The organism is Pelovirga terrestris, from assembly GCF_014773365.1.
Taxonomy (GTDB): Bacteria; Desulfobacterota; Desulfuromonadia; order Desulfuromonadales; family Geopsychrobacteraceae; genus Pelovirga; species Pelovirga terrestris.
In genome coordinates this window covers 141,062-157,828 of sequence record NZ_JACWUN010000003.1, presented here as the reverse complement: position 1 = coordinate 157,828, position 16,767 = coordinate 141,062, and the positions used below count along the sequence as shown (strand labels likewise).

16 protein-coding genes are annotated in these 16,767 nt (G+C 53.1%); 8 read left to right on the top strand and 8 right to left on the bottom strand.

Annotated elements, in window-relative coordinates:
• Positions 1 to 34: 34 nt before the first annotated feature.
• From glmM to cimA, 8 genes are all read left to right on the top strand, one after another.
• Positions 35 to 1,393, top strand: a complete 1,359-nt coding sequence (gene glmM / locus ICT70_RS03745) for a phosphoglucosamine mutase (protein ID WP_191154047.1) — start codon at positions 35 to 37, stop codon at positions 1,391 to 1,393.
• 39 nt (positions 1,394 to 1,432) lie between these two features.
• Positions 1,433 to 2,152 carry a pyridoxine 5'-phosphate synthase gene (locus tag ICT70_RS03740; protein ID WP_191154046.1) on the top strand — a complete coding sequence of 240 codons (720 nt, stop codon included), beginning with the start codon at positions 1,433 to 1,435 and terminating at the stop codon, positions 2,150 to 2,152.
• Between the two features lie 2 nt (positions 2,153 to 2,154).
• Entirely contained in the window at positions 2,155 to 2,532 is a 378-nt protein-coding gene (locus tag ICT70_RS03735; protein ID WP_191154045.1) for a holo-ACP synthase, read from the top strand.
• Entirely contained in the window at positions 2,532 to 4,085 is a 1,554-nt protein-coding gene (locus tag ICT70_RS03730) for an NAD(P)H-hydrate dehydratase (RefSeq protein ID WP_191154044.1), read from the top strand. Before ICT70_RS03735 ends, ICT70_RS03730 begins: the two co-directional genes overlap by 1 nt.
• Before the next feature lie 15 nt (positions 4,086 to 4,100).
• Positions 4,101 to 4,550 carry a CBS domain-containing protein gene (locus ICT70_RS03725; RefSeq protein ID WP_191154043.1) on the top strand — a complete coding sequence of 150 codons (450 nt, stop codon included), beginning with the start codon at positions 4,101 to 4,103 and terminating at the stop codon, positions 4,548 to 4,550.
• On the top strand, positions 4,550 to 5,056 hold the full coding sequence (gene tsaE, locus ICT70_RS03720) for a tRNA (adenosine(37)-N6)-threonylcarbamoyltransferase complex ATPase subunit type 1 TsaE (protein WP_191154042.1): 507 nt from the start codon (positions 4,550 to 4,552) through the stop codon (positions 5,054 to 5,056). Before ICT70_RS03725 ends, tsaE begins: the two co-directional genes overlap by 1 nt.
• Before the next feature lie 103 nt (positions 5,057 to 5,159).
• Positions 5,160 to 6,389: an aspartate kinase gene (locus tag ICT70_RS03715; RefSeq protein WP_191154041.1), complete on the top strand. Its 1,230-nt coding sequence runs from the start codon at positions 5,160 to 5,162 to the stop codon at positions 6,387 to 6,389.
• Between the two features lie 31 nt (positions 6,390 to 6,420).
• Positions 6,421 to 7,992, top strand: a complete 1,572-nt coding sequence (gene cimA, locus ICT70_RS03710; RefSeq protein WP_191154040.1) for a citramalate synthase — start codon at positions 6,421 to 6,423, stop codon at positions 7,990 to 7,992.
• Between the two features lie 745 nt (positions 7,993 to 8,737).
• On the opposite strand, the gene ICT70_RS03705 is transcribed toward cimA, so the two are convergent.
• The 8 genes from ICT70_RS03705 to ICT70_RS03670 form a co-directional block, all read right to left on the bottom strand.
• A complete protein-coding gene (locus tag ICT70_RS03705; RefSeq protein WP_191154039.1) occupies positions 8,738 to 9,358 on the bottom strand; it encodes a hypothetical protein in 621 nt (206 codons plus the stop codon).
• A 74-nt stretch (positions 9,359 to 9,432) separates the two neighbouring features.
• Entirely contained in the window at positions 9,433 to 11,361 is a 1,929-nt protein-coding gene (locus ICT70_RS03700) for a sodium/solute symporter (RefSeq protein ID WP_191154038.1), read from the bottom strand.
• Between the two features lie 14 nt (positions 11,362 to 11,375).
• A complete protein-coding gene (locus ICT70_RS03695) occupies positions 11,376 to 11,642 on the bottom strand; it encodes a DUF485 domain-containing protein (RefSeq protein WP_191154037.1) in 267 nt (88 codons plus the stop codon).
• Between the two features lie 401 nt (positions 11,643 to 12,043).
• Positions 12,044 to 12,955: an EF-P lysine aminoacylase EpmA gene (gene epmA, locus ICT70_RS03690; protein WP_191154036.1), complete on the bottom strand. Its 912-nt coding sequence runs from the start codon at positions 12,953 to 12,955 to the stop codon at positions 12,044 to 12,046.
• 175 nt (positions 12,956 to 13,130) lie between these two features.
• On the bottom strand, positions 13,131 to 13,694 hold the full coding sequence (gene efp, locus ICT70_RS03685; protein ID WP_191154035.1) for an elongation factor P: 564 nt from the start codon (positions 13,692 to 13,694) through the stop codon (positions 13,131 to 13,133).
• A gap of 318 nt (positions 13,695 to 14,012) precedes the next feature.
• Complete coding sequence (locus ICT70_RS03680) at positions 14,013 to 15,314, bottom strand: hypothetical protein (protein ID WP_191154034.1); 1,302 nt, start codon at positions 15,312 to 15,314, stop codon at positions 14,013 to 14,015.
• Positions 15,311 to 15,970, bottom strand: coding sequence for an HAD family hydrolase (locus ICT70_RS03675; RefSeq protein ID WP_337906621.1), 660 nt, complete (start codon positions 15,968 to 15,970; stop codon positions 15,311 to 15,313). The genes ICT70_RS03680 and ICT70_RS03675 overlap by 4 nt, the downstream gene beginning before the upstream one ends.
• Positions 15,963 to 16,652: a YggS family pyridoxal phosphate-dependent enzyme gene (locus ICT70_RS03670; protein ID WP_191154033.1), complete on the bottom strand. Its 690-nt coding sequence runs from the start codon at positions 16,650 to 16,652 to the stop codon at positions 15,963 to 15,965. The genes ICT70_RS03675 and ICT70_RS03670 overlap by 8 nt, the downstream gene beginning before the upstream one ends.
• Between the last annotated feature and the right edge of the window lie 115 nt (positions 16,653 to 16,767).

The window sequence follows — 16,767 nt, the reverse complement described above, 5'->3', positions numbered from 1 at the left end:
AAAAAAGTCGATGGACAGGGGAGACCACATAACGATGGAAAAAAAACTTTTTGGCACCGATGGGGTGCGCGGTGTCGCTAATATTGATCCGATGACCGCCGAAATGGCGATGCAGTTAGGACGTGCTGTGGCCTATGTGTTCAAGCAGGATGCCGGGCGGCGCCACCGGATTATTATCGGTAAGGACACCAGGCTTTCCGGCTATATGTTGGAAAATGCCATGGTTGCCGGGATCTGCTCGATGGGGGTTGATGTCCTGGTGGTCGGGCCGCTGCCGACGCCGGGAATTGCCTTTATTACCTCCTCCATGCGTGCCGATGCCGGGGTCGTCATCAGTGCTTCCCATAATCTATATCAGGATAACGGCATCAAGTTTTTTTCAGGTAACGGTTTTAAATTGCCGGACGACATGGAGATCCAGATTGAGGACCTGATCATTAACCATCGCATCGATGCCTTGCGTCCCATTGCCGAGGATGTCGGCAAGGCTTTTCGGATTGACGATGCCATCGGTCGTTATGTGGTTTTCCTCAAGAACTCTTTCCCCCGCGACCTGGACTTGCAAGGCTTGCGGATTGTTCTTGATTGTGCTCATGGCGCCGGCTATCGGGTTGCCCCGGCGGTATTGACCGAGTTGGGTGCAGAGGTTATTGCCATCGGGGTTGATCCCAATGGACTGAATATCAACGACGGTTGTGGTTCCATGCATCCGGAGGTCATGGCAGCTAAAGTCAAGGAGTATCGGGCTGATCTGGGGATCGCCCTGGATGGTGATGCCGATCGGGTGATTTTTGTTGACGAACAGGGCCAGGAGGTGGATGGCGATCATATTCTTGCCCTGTGCGCCACCGAGCTGATGAAGACCGGCAGTCTGAAGAAAAAAACGGTGGTGGCAACGGTGATGAGCAATATGGGGCTTGAGATCGCGATCAAGCAGGCCGGCGGCAAGGTGGTGCGTACGGCGGTTGGTGATCGCTATGTTGTCGAAGAGATGATTCGAGGCGGCTACAATCTTGGTGGCGAGCAATCAGGGCACATGATCTTCCTTGATCATAATACCACTGGTGATGGTGTTCTTTCGGCCCTGCAGGTTCTGGCGATCATGCAACGCAGCGGCAAACCCCTTTCGGAACTGGCAAGTGTGATGACCTCTCTGCCGCAGGTTCTGGTGAACGTCAAAGTCAGAAAAAAGGCGGTCCTGGGGAAGATCGCACCGATCAAGGCGGCAATGGATGCGATTGAGCAGGAAGTCAACGGTAAAGGGCGTCTGCTGGTACGTTATTCCGGTACCGAACCATTACTCCGGATCATGGTAGAAGGGGAAAATCAGGAGCGGATTAATCAACTCGCCGAGGAACTGGCCGCGGTTGTGCGTGAACATCTCGGGGTCTGATCGGCTTTTTTTGTTATTGCAGAAACAAGGAGGCAGGAGTTGCCGAAGTTAAGTGTCAATGTTGACCATATTGCGACAATTCGTCAGGCGCGGGGAATTGATGAGCCGGATCCGGTAGCGGCTGCGGTCCTGGCGGAGTTGGCGGGTGCTCATGGAATTACCGTTCATCTGCGCGAAGATCGTCGCCACATTCAGGATCGCGATGTTGAGGTCCTGCGCAAAACGGTAAAGGTGCGGCTTAATCTGGAGATGGCGGCAACCGAGGAGATGGTGGCTATCGCTCTGAAGACCCAGCCGGACATTGTCACCCTGGTGCCGGAGGGACGCCACGAGTTGACGACCGAAGGTGGCCTTGACGTCAACCTGCTGAAAGCCGGGCTCAAACAGAAGATTGCTCTGCTGCAACAGACCGGTATCGCTGTCAGTCTGTTTGTCGTACCGGATCTGGAACAGATCAAGGCCAGCCACCGGGTTGGTGCTGATATGGTCGAGATTCATACCGGCACCTATTGTGAGATGCGCACGGAAAAAGAGCGCCAGGAGCAGTTGCGACGTATCGAACTGGCCGGTGCGGCAGCCCGCAAGCTGGGCCTGCGTACCAGCGCCGGACATGGCCTCAATTATCGTAACGTGTCTGCCGTCGCCGCTTTGCCCGGTTTTGAAGAATTTAATATCGGTCACAGTATCGTGGCTCGTGCCGCCCTGGTCGGGATGGAGCGGGCAGTCCGGGAGATGCTTGCTTTGCTGAAGCGCCCCTAGCCATGGCGATTGTCGGTCTTGGTGTTGATCTGGCTCGGATAGCGCGATTTCGTCAGTTCGTTGATAATAATTCACCGTTACTAGAGCGCGTGTTCTGCGCGGGCGAACGGGAATATGCGCTGGCCCGGCGTGATCCGGCTCAGGCTCTGGCCGCACGCTTTGCCGCCAAGGAGGCTTTTTTTAAGGCCCTAGGAACCGGTATGCGCGAGGGACTCTCCTGGCACCAGGTGTGTGTCCAGCGCAATGAGCTGGGCTGTCCTTCTCTGGTTCTTAGCGGACGTGCTGCCGAAATGCTCGCACAGCGTGGCGCACACAAGGCCCTGTTGAGTTACTCCCACGATGGCGATTATGCCATAGCAACGGTTATTCTGGAGGCCTGATGCAGCTCTACAGTGCAGCGGAAATGGTAGCGGCGGACCGCTATGCGATCGACACCCTGGGGCTACCCGGTGCCGTGTTGATGGAGAATGCCGGCCGCGCCTGTGCCCAGTCCATCGAAGAACGTTACGCGGAATGTTTCCCAGGGCCGGTTGTGGTGGTTGCCGGTAAGGGCAACAATGGCGGTGATGGCTACGTCATCGCGCGAATCCTTGCTGATCACGGCTGGCAGGTAACCACCCTGGTGCTGGCGGATCCCGAAAAAATCGCCGGTGATGCGGCTGTTATGTTGCAGATCCTGCGTCAGTGCGGCGGCCGGGTTGTTTTTATCAGCGATGAGGAAATATTAGTTCAACGCTTTGACGAGCTGCAGCCGCACCTGATAGTTGACGCCTTGTTTGGTACCGGCCTGGCGTCCGAGGTCCGGGGTTTGCCGGCTGTTGCCATCGCCCTGATGAATAAGGCAACGGCCCGTGTGATTGCCGTTGATCTTCCTTCCGGAGTTGATGCTTCCAACGGTCGTATCTGTGGCTGTGTTGTGCGCGCTGATGTCACCGTCAGCTTTGATCACCCCAAAATCGGTCATATCAGCACCCCCGGGGCCTTGTATGTTGGTGAGCTGGAGGTTGTTGACATCGGCATCCCTGCAACCAAACGCCCCACTGACCTGTTGCCCCATGCCCGGATGATCGATGCTGCCGTGGCCCGCTCCCTGGTGCCGGAACGTCCGGCCTTTGCCCACAAAGGGACCTTTGGCCATCTGCTGGTGGTGGCTGGATCCCCTGGCAAGACTGGAGCGGCCGCCCTGGCTGGTGACGCCGCACTACGCAGTGGTTGTGGCCTGGTGACGGTCGCAGTGCCGGCATCCGTGCATGATATTCTGGAGGTCAAGCTGACAGAAGCCATGACCGTACCGCTCGCGGATCGGGATGGTTTGTTAACGATGGCGGCTGCTGACCGGATCGTTGAACTGGCGGCTTCCAGTCAGGCGCTGGCGTTAGGGCCGGGCTTAAGTCAGAGTGACGGGTTGCGGCAGTTGCTGCGTCGGCTAGTGACGACCCTGAATCTGCCCCTGGTGATTGATGCCGATGGCTTGAACCTGTTGGTCGGCCAGCTTGACTGCTTGCTTGAGCGGCAGGACGGTCCCCTGATCCTGACCCCTCACCCCGGTGAAATGGCGCGACTTGTCGGAATGAGTGTCGCTGCAATCGAAGCCGATCGTTTTGACCTGGCACGTGATTTTGCCCGCCGCCATCGGGTTATTTTGTTGCTTAAAGGGGCACGGACGATTATCGCAGCACCCGATGGCCGGGTCCATATTAATACCAGCGGTAACAATGGACTGTCCAGTGGTGGCAGCGGCGATGTCCTGACCGGCTTGATCGGTGGCTTACTGGCGCAAGGGTGCGATCCTTTTGCCGCCGCCAGCCTGGCCGCCTGGATGCATGGCCGGGCGGCCGAGCAGGTTGCGGAAAATCGGGGAACCGTCGGAATGACTGCCGGCGAATTAATCCTTAAGCTACCACTGGTGCGGCAGGAACTTGCACAACCCTAACCAAGGAGTACCCATATGTTAACAGCCCGGGACATCATGACCTCAGCCGTTGAGGCGGTCAATGTTGATACCAGTTTGAAAGATCTGGCGAAAAAATTTATTGAAACCCGCTACAGCAATATGCCGGTGCTCGATGCCAAGGGGAAACTGGTTGGGATTATCAGCGAGACCGATCTGATCGAATACCAGCGACCCCTCCATATCCCAACGGTGATGACCTTGTTTGACGGGGTCTTTGCTCTGGGCAGCGAAAAAAAATTCAAGGAAGAGGTCGATCGCGTAACTGCTACCAAAGTCGGTGATCTCTATCAGAAAGATCCCGTGACCTGTACTCCGGATACACCTGTCAATGAACTGGCCGGACTGATGAGTAAACATAAGGTCCATCTGCTGCCGGTGATGGATGGTGAACAGATGGTCGGTGTTGTTGCGCGCCTTGATCTGATCCGGGTGATGGAAGACTGATGCCCGGTTGGGCGTTGATTTCAGCCAGTGAAAAACAGACCCTGAAGATCGGCAGGCTGATTGGTCGCTGTCTTGATGCCCCCCTGTTGATGCTGTTGCAGGGTGACCTCGGTGCCGGTAAAACCGTGCTGGCGCGGGGAATCGCGCGGGGATTGGGGGTTGCAACCCGAATCCCGATTACCAGCCCGACCTTTACCCTGATGAATCATTACCCGGCCCGGATCGATCTCTATCATTTTGATCTCTACCGATTGTCCGGTCCTGAAGACCTGATGGATATCGGTTTTGATGAGTACGCCTTTGGTGACGGTGTTGCTCTGGTCGAGTGGCCGGAAAAACTGGAAAATCCGGCTATCGCCGGGCTCTGGATCCAAATTAGTACAATGCCGGCAGGGCAGCGTCGTTTGACCTTTTCGGCTCAGGACGCAACCTCCCAGGGCCACCTCCAGCGGATGCTGACGCACTTTAGATCAGCGGGGCTTGAACTGTGCGAGATGGAAAAATAGCTTTGACCGGGCATGGGTTTCTTGTTATGAAGGATGCTTGTGAAAAAATTTATCTACCGACAATCATTGTCGGTTTTTCCTGATAAGGAGGAAAACAACTGTTATGGCTCTGATCGTTCAGAAGTACGGTGGAACTTCAGTGGGCACCGTCGAGCGTATCCAGAATGTCGCTCGCCGGGTTGCCAAAACCTTCGATGAAGGCAATGAGGTCATTGTTATCGTCTCGGCGATGGCCGGGGAGACCAATCGCCTGGTCGCCCTGGCGAACGAAATCTCTGACATGCCTGACGAGCGCGAATACGATGTGCTGGTGTCAACCGGTGAACAGGTGACGATCGCGTTGTTATCCATGTGTCTGAAGTCGATGGGTTACAAGGCCAAAAGTTACCTTGGTTCACAGATTCCGATGTTGACCGATAAGGCGTATTCCCGGGCTCGTATCGAGGAAATCGGTGATAAGAATATCCGCGCAGATTTGCAAGCGGGTACCATTGTTGTTGTCGCAGGTTTTCAGGGTATCGATAGTGATGGCAATATCACGACCCTTGGGCGTGGTGGTTCAGATACCTCCGCGGTTGCTGTTGCTGCCGCCCTGAAAGCTGACGTCTGTGAAATTTACACCGATGTTGACGGGGTCTATACCACTGATCCTCGGATTGTGCCCGAAGCCCGCAAGATCGATAAGATCTCCTATGAAGAGATGCTGGAGATGGCATCCCTGGGAGCTAAAATTCTGCAGATTCGCAGTGTTGAGTTTGCCAAGAAATATAACGTCGTCGTCCATGTGCGTTCCAGCTTTGATGATTCGCAGGGAACACTTGTCATGAAGGAGGATCAAGAAATGGAAACCGTATTGGTTTCAGGTGTCACATTCAATAAAGACGAAGCAAAAATCAGTATTTTTGGTGTTCCTGATCAACCCGGGGTTGCTTCCCAGATTTTCAGCCCGTTAGGTCTGAACAATATTACCGTGGATATGATCATCCAGAATATTTCCCACCAGGGGGCTACCGACATTACGTTTACCGTTCCCAAGACCGATTGTAAAAAAGCGCTGCAGATTATCGAAGGGGTGGCAAAGGACATCAACGCCCGCGGAGTCAGCCATAACACCAATATCGCCAAGGTATCTATTGTCGGCGTTGGAATGCGTTCTCACACGGGCGTCGCTACGACCATGTTTGATACCCTGGCGCGTGAGGGGATCAATATTGAAATGATTTCCACCAGCGAAATCAAGGTGTCCTGCGTTATTTCCGATAAATACACCGAGCTGGCAGTACGTATCCTGCACGAAGCTTTTGGTCTCGATCGCCAGGCACAAGAGGCCTGATTACGTTTTTTGGATGAAAGGGTCATTGTTCATGAGTAACAGGGTTTATCTGTACGATACCACCTTAAGGGATGGCACCCAGGCTGAGGATATCTCGTTCCAGGTTCAGGATAAGGTACGTATCGCCAAACATCTGGATACGTTGGGGATCGATTATATTGAGGGTGGCTGGCCTGGCTCCAACCCCAAGGATATCGGTTTTTTCGAGGCCATCCAGAGAGAAACCCTGTCTCATAGCAAGATTGCCGCCTTTGGTTCGACCCGACGGGCCCGGATGACCCCGGATCAGGACAATAACATCAAGATGCTGATCGAGGCGCGCCCCGACGTGGTGACGATTTTTGGCAAGACCTGGGATTTTCATGTGCGCGAGGCATTGCGCGTTTCCCTTGAAGAAAATCTGGATATGATCAACGATTCCCTTGCCTACCTGAAAGAGCGGTTGGGCGAGGTGATTTATGATGCCGAACACTTTTTCGATGGTTACAAGGCCAACCCCGAATATGCGTTGAAAACCCTCCAGGCTGCGGCTCAGGCCGGCGCTGATTGCCTGGTGTTGTGTGATACCAATGGCGGTACCTTGCCCTATGAAATACCGATGATCATGGAGCATGTCCGTCGCGAGATCGATGTCCCTCTGGGGATCCATGCCCACAACGACAGCGAATGTGCGGTTGCCAATTCCCTCATGGCGGTTGTGGGGGGAGCGATCCACGTCCAGGGGACAATGAACGGCTTCGGCGAGCGTTGCGGCAACGCTAACCTCTGTTCAATTATCCCTTCATTGATCCTCAAGATGAATAAGGAATGTCTGCACCAGGGCAAACTGGAAAATCTGAGGCGTACGTCGCGGGCGATTTACGAACTGGCCAATCTGACTCCCCAGAAGCACCAGGCCTTTGTCGGTAACTCGGCCTTTGCCCACAAGGGCGGAGTCCATGTGTCGGCGATTCAACGTCATCCGGAAACCTATGAACATATCCGACCGGAACGGGTTGGTAATAAAACCCGGGTGTTGGTGTCAGATTTGTCCGGCCGTTCAAATATCCTTGCCAAAGCGCAGGAGTGCGGTATCAAGATTGATGATAAGGATCCGGTAACCCTTGAAATTCTTGAGCAGATCAAAGAACTTGAAAATAAGGGGTACCAGTTTGAGGGTGCGGAAGCCTCGTTTGAGCTGCTGATGTTGCGGGCGATGGGAAAGCTCAAGCAGTATTTCCATATTACCGCCTTCAGGGTGATCGATACCTTGCGGGAGAGCGATCAGTGTCCGGTATCAGAGGCGACGATCAAGGTTAAGGTCGGTGGCCGCGTAGAACACATGGCTGCAGATGGCAATGGTCCCGTCAATGCCCTTGACCAGGCGATGCGTAAGGCTTTGATCAGTTTTTATCCGCAGCTCGCAGAGATCAAGCTGCTTGATTACAAGGTCAGGGTGCTCCCATCAAGCCAGGGAACCGATGCGATGATCCGTGTGTTGGTTGAGACTGGTGATAAGGATAGTCGCTGGGGTACCGTTGGGGTGAGCGGCAATGTCGTTGAGGCGTCCTATCAGGCTCTGGCTGATGCGTTCACCTACAAACTATACAAGGATCAGCAATAATCATCAGCGTGCCCTCGTTCCCATAGCGGGGGTATTTTTCTGTCCCGATCAGCCACAATGTGGTTCCTTTCCAGCTAAAAGCGTCAATATGTGAACGCTTTCTGCCACACCCGTCAAATAAATGGCGACTCTGCCTCATATATTGCCATAGATAAAAGAAGAATGGGGCTCTAGATAGTTGATGTTTTCATTAGAATAGCGGATCTCTTGAAGTCAATCCCTCCTCTGCCGTCAATAAAGTGACGGATTGGGCGTGAACATCTAAGGGCTGGCTTTGGTAAAGATAATATGAAAAAATCTATATCAGTCTGTAACATATTGAAAAATTTGGAAATAAATAGAATTCTTCGGTCGCCAGAGCAGGTTCTGGAAAGGTTGGCATGACTTCTGCTGAATACAATGTAGCTGTTTTTTTTGTAATTCGAATTCTTGATTTGAGCATGGGAGGGCCTACTGATGAAATGTCCCAAATGTAAGGGGAGAATGCATGCAGAAACCTACTACAATTTTGTAAGATCCTATGATGCTTGGAGATGTACAACCTGTGGAGAGATAGTCGATCAGACAATCCTGGTCAATCGTGAACGTTTTCATAAATCTGAATAGAGGTTGAATAGCCGGACTTGTAAGGGTTCGGCTATTTTGTTGATGTCTGTGTGCAAATTATTTGGTGGTGTGCCGGGATTGATTTACTCTCAGGAATGACGGTTCATGGTTTGCCGAACGCACGAGGGCGAGGAATAAGTCAGATCCGCGGCGTTTGGGGTCTGGTTCGAACGTCCCAGGTCAATTTCAGCATGCCGGCAAATGCGACCAGGGCAAATAAAGCGCCGCGCCAAACAGCAGGCTCTTTGTCTTCGCTGATAAAGATCGGGGTGCCGGTGACATTGGCACCCATCTGTTCAAGCATGGTGATGAGCTTCTTTTGGTTAGAATTGGCGACCAGTTCTGCCGCCGTCATCCCGGTCACATGCCGCTGGCCGGAAAAAAGGTGGGCATTGTCTTCGATGAATTGTTGCTGCTGGGCTCTTGTGTCGAGAAGAAAATAATAGGTTGATAAGGCCTCAAGGATTTGAGGGTCTCTGGTTTCAAACCACACTTTGTAATTGGTACCATCCGCTGAGCTGGTTAGGGGAACGAGAAATGCCTCAAATTCCATGCTCCCTGTCATATTGATACCTTGAAGAAAATCCGGATAACCTCCCGAAACAGCCAGCCATTCTCTCGGGGCTTTTTCCAGCGTCTCGAGTTCCCCGATTGATATTGTCAGCGGTTGCGGATTACGCAGATACAGACTGATGTCCTTATGGGCCAGCCAGGCAAGAACCAGGCAGACTGCAATCAGGGTTACACGGAATCGATTCATATTGCTCACCATAAAGAACGGGCCGCCCTGTCAGTGGCGGCCCGTTCACAGGACATTGTTTTGGTTTGATCCAATCAGTTATTGGATAGTTCCGTTGCATGACCTACGTTGACATCTTTTTGTGTCATAAGTGATATCACAACCAGAGCAGCAAACGCCAGGGGAATGGAGATCAGTGCCGGGCTGTTGAATTGAATCGGAGCATCAGCCGGCAGCTTGCCATAGCGCAACCACATGTCCGGTGAGATCAGAATGAGGCCGAGGGAGCTGAACAGACCAACGGTAATTGACGCGGCAACCCCACGAGCTGTCGTTTTACTCCAGAACAGCAGCATCAGAATGGCCGGCAGGTTGGCCGAGGCGGCAACAGCAAAGGCCCAGCCGACCAGGAAGGAGACGTTCATTCCTTCGAAGACAATCCCCAGATAGATAGCAATGGCACCGATACAGACCGCCGATATTTTTCCTGCGCGGACTTTTGTCCGATCGTTCATTTTTAACCCGAGAAAATTATCGAGCAGATCGTGAGCGATGGCGCCTGAAGATGCGACAATTAGACCGGAGACCGTACCCAGCACCGTAGCAAAGGCCAGCGATGAAATGATGGCAAAGAGAAATACGCCGAAAGACAGGGCCAGCAGGGGTGCCGACATATTGTTGTCGAGCAGATTGATCACGCCGTTGGTCATGGCACCCATCCCCATAAACAGGGTCAGCAGGTAGAAGAAGCCGATGCCGGCAATGGCGACAATGGTTGACTTACGTGCGGCCGCCTGGCTTGGAACCGTGTAATAACGGATCAGAATGTGGGGTAATGCTGCGGTACCGCAGAACAGCGCGAGCATTAAAGAGATAAAGTTGAACTTTTCCATCGGGGTGGAATTGTCGACTTTAAAACGTAAACCTGGCCGCAGAATCTGGGATCCTGGGGTCGGCTTCTGGTAGTAGATAGTGGTGATGCCGTCGGCATCGGGAACATAAGCCGTTCCCCACAGGACGATGGTCGATTCGGTTAAGGCTGATAGAAAACTGAACGGTCCGACGGGACCGGTCGCTGCAACCTCTTCACCATTGACAATCAGTTCCTTGATATGGCCAACCGGGAAGAAGTGGCCATCATCGGCAGGTGAACCGTTGTAGAGCCGCGTCCCATCATTCAGTCGCGTAGCAAAGAGGGTCTCTTCAAGGGTGTAGCCGTTGTCGGTAGCATGGAGTTTCCAGATCGACTCACGGCCATTTTTTTCCAGCTTAACAAAGCCTTCTTTGCCGAAGATTGAGTCAAGACCGGCAATAACCCGGTAGCTGCTGTCCTCCAGAACCAGAGCATTGTCAGCATACAGGGTGGTGAAATCGTGGTAGGGCTTGCCATCGTTTTCCGGGGTGGTTGACAGGCCGCGGAACAGCACCATGACTACCAGGGTGGTAGAAACAAGGAGCAGCATGGCGCCTTTGAAGAACTGGACATAGGTGGTCGAGGCCATGCCGGCAGTCGCAACAATCAACGTAACGACAACACCGACGATGCAAACACCGACCCAGTGGGGCAGACCCATCAGGGGCTGAACCAGAACACCGGCACCAACCATCTGCGGAATCAGGTAAAAGATTGACACCAGCAGGGTTGAAATGGCTGCCATGAGCTGGATCGACTTGGAGTTGAATTTTGAGTCGAGGGCATCCGTGAAGGTGTATTTGCCCAGACGTTTCATCGGTTCGGCCACCAGGAACAGAGCGACAACCCAGCCACCAAGGTAGCCGATAGAGTACATCCAACCGTCGTAGCCGGAGGTTGCGATCATGCCGCAGATGCCCAGGAACGAAGCGGCTGAGAGGTAGTCCCCGGCGAAGGCGATGCCGTTAGTCATCCAGTGGATGTTGCCGCCGGCGGCGTAATAGCCTTCAGCTGAACTAGTACGCCGGGCCAGATAAAAGGACAGACCCAGGACGAAGAGGACAAAGAAGATAAAGAGGCCAATGGCCAGTGGTGATTGGGTATAAATCATGGTTTGGCTCTCCCCTAGCTGTTGTAGCGCTTTTCTGCCTGGGTGCAGAAGTGGTTATAGATAACGGCCATAATGAAAGCGAGAATAATCAGGGAAAAGCCCCAGACAACCGCAGCAGTTTGTCCAAATATGATGATCTCCATGCTCTTTGGAAAATAGACATTGAGCAGCACAAACAGGACGTAAAAGAAGGTGTAGCCAAAAAACATTTTAACGCCAAGGCTGGTTTTAAAGCTGGCAGCGTCATCTTTGCCCAGCTTTACGGCAGGTCCGTGTCCCATAGAAAATCTCCTCTCGTTCATTATAAGTTGTGATCGGGGTTGATCACATATTCAGTGGTTGTTCAAATGTCCCAGGGGGGCAAGCAGAAACTCTATTTGAATGAACTTTTCCGATTATGTTTTAGTGAGGTTAAAAAATGCGAAATAATGGCTTTGAGATTCCGCGTCATAATACGTTGTTATATATACGTGTCAACAGAAAAAATGTGCAAAACCAGCGTTTATCTTGTCAAAATAGCGTTCTATTCTAATCGTTTATTGCTTGATCATGGAGATGGATTGGAGTGATTGAAACGTTCTTGCGGGGCAGGCGCCGAGGGGCTGGTTTGTTTAGTTGCTGACGGGCAATCGTGGGCATTGATCGGGTCGCAAGTGTATCGGCTGGGGAGTTTCATCGAGCATTATAGTTGTTCTGGGGTAAAGCAAACGACCTCATCGATGGTTGGCTTATTACAGAGCAGCATGATCAGGCGATCAACACCGAGGGCAATTCCGGCAGCATTGGTAAGAGCTCCCAGTTCTTCAAGGTATTTCTCCGGTAGTGGGCATGGCGTTTTACCGGTTGACTGACGTTGTTTTTCCTCTTTTTCAAAGCGTCGGCGTTGTTCTGTGGCGTCGGTTAGTTCAGTAAAGCCGTTGGCTAGTTCAAGCCCGGCAATATAGAGTTCAACCCGCTCAACGCACCCGGAGTCATCGCTTTTTGGGCGGGCAAGTGAGCCTTGGATGGCGGGGTAGTCTGTAAGAAACAGTGGTTTATTTCTGGGGAGAGCAGGTTCTATTTCATTGCTGATCAGTTCCGAAAATTTTTTTTCGCCGGTGATTTGCGATAGCAAAGTAGAACTGTGTTGCGAAAATGCTTGTTCAACGGTTATTCGCGGCCACGGCGTTGAAATATCAATTTCTTGTTCTTGCCAGATGAACGTCTTGTGGCCTACCAGGTGATGGATGAGGCCCTCGCAATCATGCATCAGTTGGTGATAGTCACAGTTGCGCCGGTACCATTCAAGCATAGTGTATTCAGGCAGATGGCGTGGGCCACGTTCTTCTGCTCGCCAGCAATGACAGATCTGAAAGATGTTATCGTAGCCGGCAGCCAGCAATCGTTTCATGCACAGTTCCGGCGAAGTTTGCAGATACCAGCCATCGCTTAAGATCGCATCAATATGGAGTTCCGGGGCGTTGACGGGAATCCTTGCCGGGGTTTCTACTTCGATAAAGCCACGATCGATAAAGAACGCCCGAATCTGGTGGAGGATTCGGGCGCGGTGTTCAATCGTGCTACGTTTGCGGGCCAGTTGCCAGTTAGGTTCCACTTTTGTTCCTTGATGGCGTCGCAAAAACGCACCAACTGCTGCGTCCGATTATGCCCAGTCGCGATTATTTCACTGCTTTGACGTACGCAAGTACGCCTCATTGCCCAATAAGCACGCGTCTTGCGGGTGGCGCTTTTTGCTTAGCTCGCTCACCGGATATTTTTTTGCAAAAGCATCACTGCTTGACGCGGGTGGCATATTCTCCGGTGCGGGTGTCAATCTGGATCAGGGTGCCTTCTTCGACAAAAGAGGGGACCTGGAGGCTATAGCCCGTCTCCACCGTGGCCGGTTTGTTGTTGCCGGCAGCGGTATCCCCCTTGACCCATGGATCCGTTTGGGTAACGCGCAGGTTGACAAAGTTCGGCAGGCTGATGCCGATGCCCCGATCCCCATGCATGAGAATTTCCACGTCCATATTGTCGACGAGAAAATATTTATCATCGGCCAGGGTTTCTTCGGTCAGAGTGATCTGTTCGTAGGATTTTTTATCCATGAAAACGTAGCCGTTATCATCCTGATACAGATACTGCATTTCCCGTTCTTCCAGGTGTGCAGGTTCGAAGGATTCGCCGCTGCGATAGGTGCGGTCGAACAGGCTGCCGGTAATCATATTACGCAATTTACACTTGTACAAGGCCTGACCTTTGCCCGGCTTGGTAAAGTCATACTGGGCCACGACATGCGGCTCGCCATCGAGCATTATTTTCAACCCTTTTTTCAGGTCGGAACAGTTATACATAGGTGGTCTCCTTCACGATTTTTTGGAAGGGCGCATTTAAGCACAGTCAAACAGTTGTTGTCATGAAAAAAAATGCAGGGAAGACGGCAGGATCTCACCCCGTTGATGTGGGCTCATCCTCTTCATTCTGCGGGCCATTACAGTGACGGTTCAGACGCTCGAACAGTGCGATCTGTTCACGTATTGACAAGCGCGGCGGGCCCGCTGATTTCAGGCACAACCGACACCGTTCGTCACTACACCATTGACACTGGCGGCAGTCGGGACAGGGGTGTTTTTTTGAAGATATGGTCATGTCGACCATTTTACGGCCGACGGTTAATAAGGGGCAAGAGCACGAAGGGCTGCGGGTTGATTTTTTCGCTGTCGGTAGAGATAGCCGGCTTCGAGCATTTCAGCAGCAAGCAGTAGTGCAATCGCAAGCGCTATGCCGGAGATCGGGGGCTGCCAGGTGACCAGAGGCCACCAGAGTAACAGCAGAAAACAGCTTTTGATCAGGGTTGAGCGTCCCAGCTGGTGGGTTTGTTCGGCTCCGGAAAACCAGCCGCGCAACAGGTTGCTGGCAGCATACATGAAAGGGAACAGGGCACAGGCGGCAAAGGCCAGGCGAAGATAGTTGCGTAAATCGTTCTCAATGCCAAGAAAGCGGCCAAGAACCAGTTGATGGAAAGGGCCTGCGGTGAGGAGAATAATCACCCCCATGACAGCAGACAGGCTGCCGCTGAAATAGACCAGGGTGCGGTAATCCTTTGTTGATTTAACCAGGGTCATGTAGGTCTGCTGTAGATTACGCATCGGGCCGGCCAGCAGAAACAGAAATCCGCGGATGACACCAAAGGCCGCCAGGGCCAGGGCACCATCGTGCAGACGACCGATAATGGCGCTGATCAACAGGGGAATCGTTTGTTGCAGGCAAGACGAGTAGGCCAGAGGAAAGGCATAACGCAGGATATCGGCGGTACTTTTCTCTCCACCGTGGCGCAACAGGGGCGGGTGTACTCGCCAGGCAATCCATGAGATCACCAGGGTTTCGGTAACCACACAACTGACCAGGGCAAAGGCGCCGAGTTGGGCGCCATCAAACCAGTAGCGACCGACCAGGAGAAAAAGAAACAATCCGCCAACCCGGATGCCGGTTGCCAACGAGACCAGACCGGTGCGTCGTGCCCGGATTAACATGCCCTGACTGAAGCCCCGCATACCGGTGAAAAAGGGGAGCAGGGTCATGATCATCAGGGCTTTTTGCGCCTCAACAGCCACATCGACCGGGGTTCCGAGCAGGGTGATGAGTACCAGATCACCGAACGGGGTGAAGGCGATCAATCCGAGCATCAGGGTGACATAGAGCGCTACCAGAATGATGAATGTCAGGACGCCCTTTAACGAGTTGCGTCCGCGCACCATGGCAATGGTGACGGTGTGGTTCTGATAGGAAGGAGAAGAGATAAACAGATGGACAATCATGGCGACGGAGATGCCGGCCAGAGCGGTTACGTAGTTTTCCATCCGCGCCAGGGCCCCATTGATAATGGTATGGGAGATACTCATCAGCTGCACATTGAGCAGTAGCGGAAAGAAAAACCAGGCAATTTCGCGATAGCTCAGGCGGGGATCGGTCAATGACTTTTCCCGGGCAACAAGGTCAGCAGGTCCCGGGCATCGGCAACCTGATAGTCGGGGACGTAATCGCCGCAGTGCCCAAAACCGTAAGCACAGAAACAGGTAGCGATACCGGCATCGCGGGCCGCATAAAGATCGGTATGATGATCGCCAATCATCATTGCCTGGTGCGGGCGGCCATCAAGCTGGAGCAGTGCCTGTTGCAGCGGATAGGGGTGAGGTTTTTTGTGGGGAAAAGAATCGCCACCGATGACCGCGCCAAAAAATCGTGCAAGGTCAAGTCCTGCGAGAATCCTGCGGGTATAGAGGATCGGTTTGTTGGTGACCAGCGCCATGCGCCGAGGGTCGTGACGCATTAAGAGTTCTTCGATGCCGGGGTAGCAGTGGGTTTGATCAAGCAGGTGCCGGCTATAGATCTCAAGGAAACGCTCCAGATGGCGTTTATCGTATAGATCATCGCCCAGGGCTCGCTGGACCAGCATGGTCGCCCCATCTCCAACCATGCGGGCAACCTGGGAAGCGGTCAAGGCAGTGAGTTCCAGCTCCTGACGCAACAGGTTGATGGCGGTCAACAGGTCGGGGATAGAATTGATCAGGGTCCCGTCGAGATCAAAGATCAGAATTTGGGGTTGCGGATCTGCCAACAAATCAGTCACGTTCTCCGAAAATAGCGGTGCCGATGCGCACCAGGGTTGCCCCCTCTTCGATCGCCACCTCGAAATCACCACTCATTCCCATGGACAACTCTTTCATGCTCACCCCCGGAATCTGCTCGTCCTCGATCCTGGTGGCAAGTTCCCGTAGCAGCCGGAAAAACGGGCGCACCTGTTCCGGGTCATCACAATAGGGGGGAAGGCACATCAGGCCGTGGATCGAAAGATGCGGCAAGGCGGCAATTTTTCTGGTGAGCGTTGGCAGTTCAGCAATGGTACAGCCGGCCTTGCTGTTTTCATCGCCAACGTTGACCTGGAGCAGGATCGGCGCAACGGCATCAATCTTTTGCCATTGCCGGTTGATCTCTTTGGCCAGGGAGAAACGGTCGACCGAGTGAATCAACGCCACCTTACCGCTCAGATACTTGACTTTGTTGCTCTGCAGCGCGCCGACAAAGTGCCATTCCACCGGACCGTGAACGCTGGTTTCCTTGTCCCGGAGCTCCTGCACATAGCTTTCACCAAAGAGCTGCTGGCCGGCCGCAAAGGCTTCGTCAATCATTGGCGCCGGTTTCACCTTGGAAACGGCCACCAGTCGGACATCGGCAGGGTTGCGCCCACTCTTGGCGCAAGCATCAGCGATGCGGGAGTGAATCCGATCGAGGTTGTCACGGATAGGAGTCATTGGCTGGTCTCCAGAAAATACAAGTCTGGCTAATCACTTAGCTCAAACTATTGATTCGTAAGGTACAACTATATCACTGAATCACCGAGAAATTCACTAAAAACCAGGTTTTCTC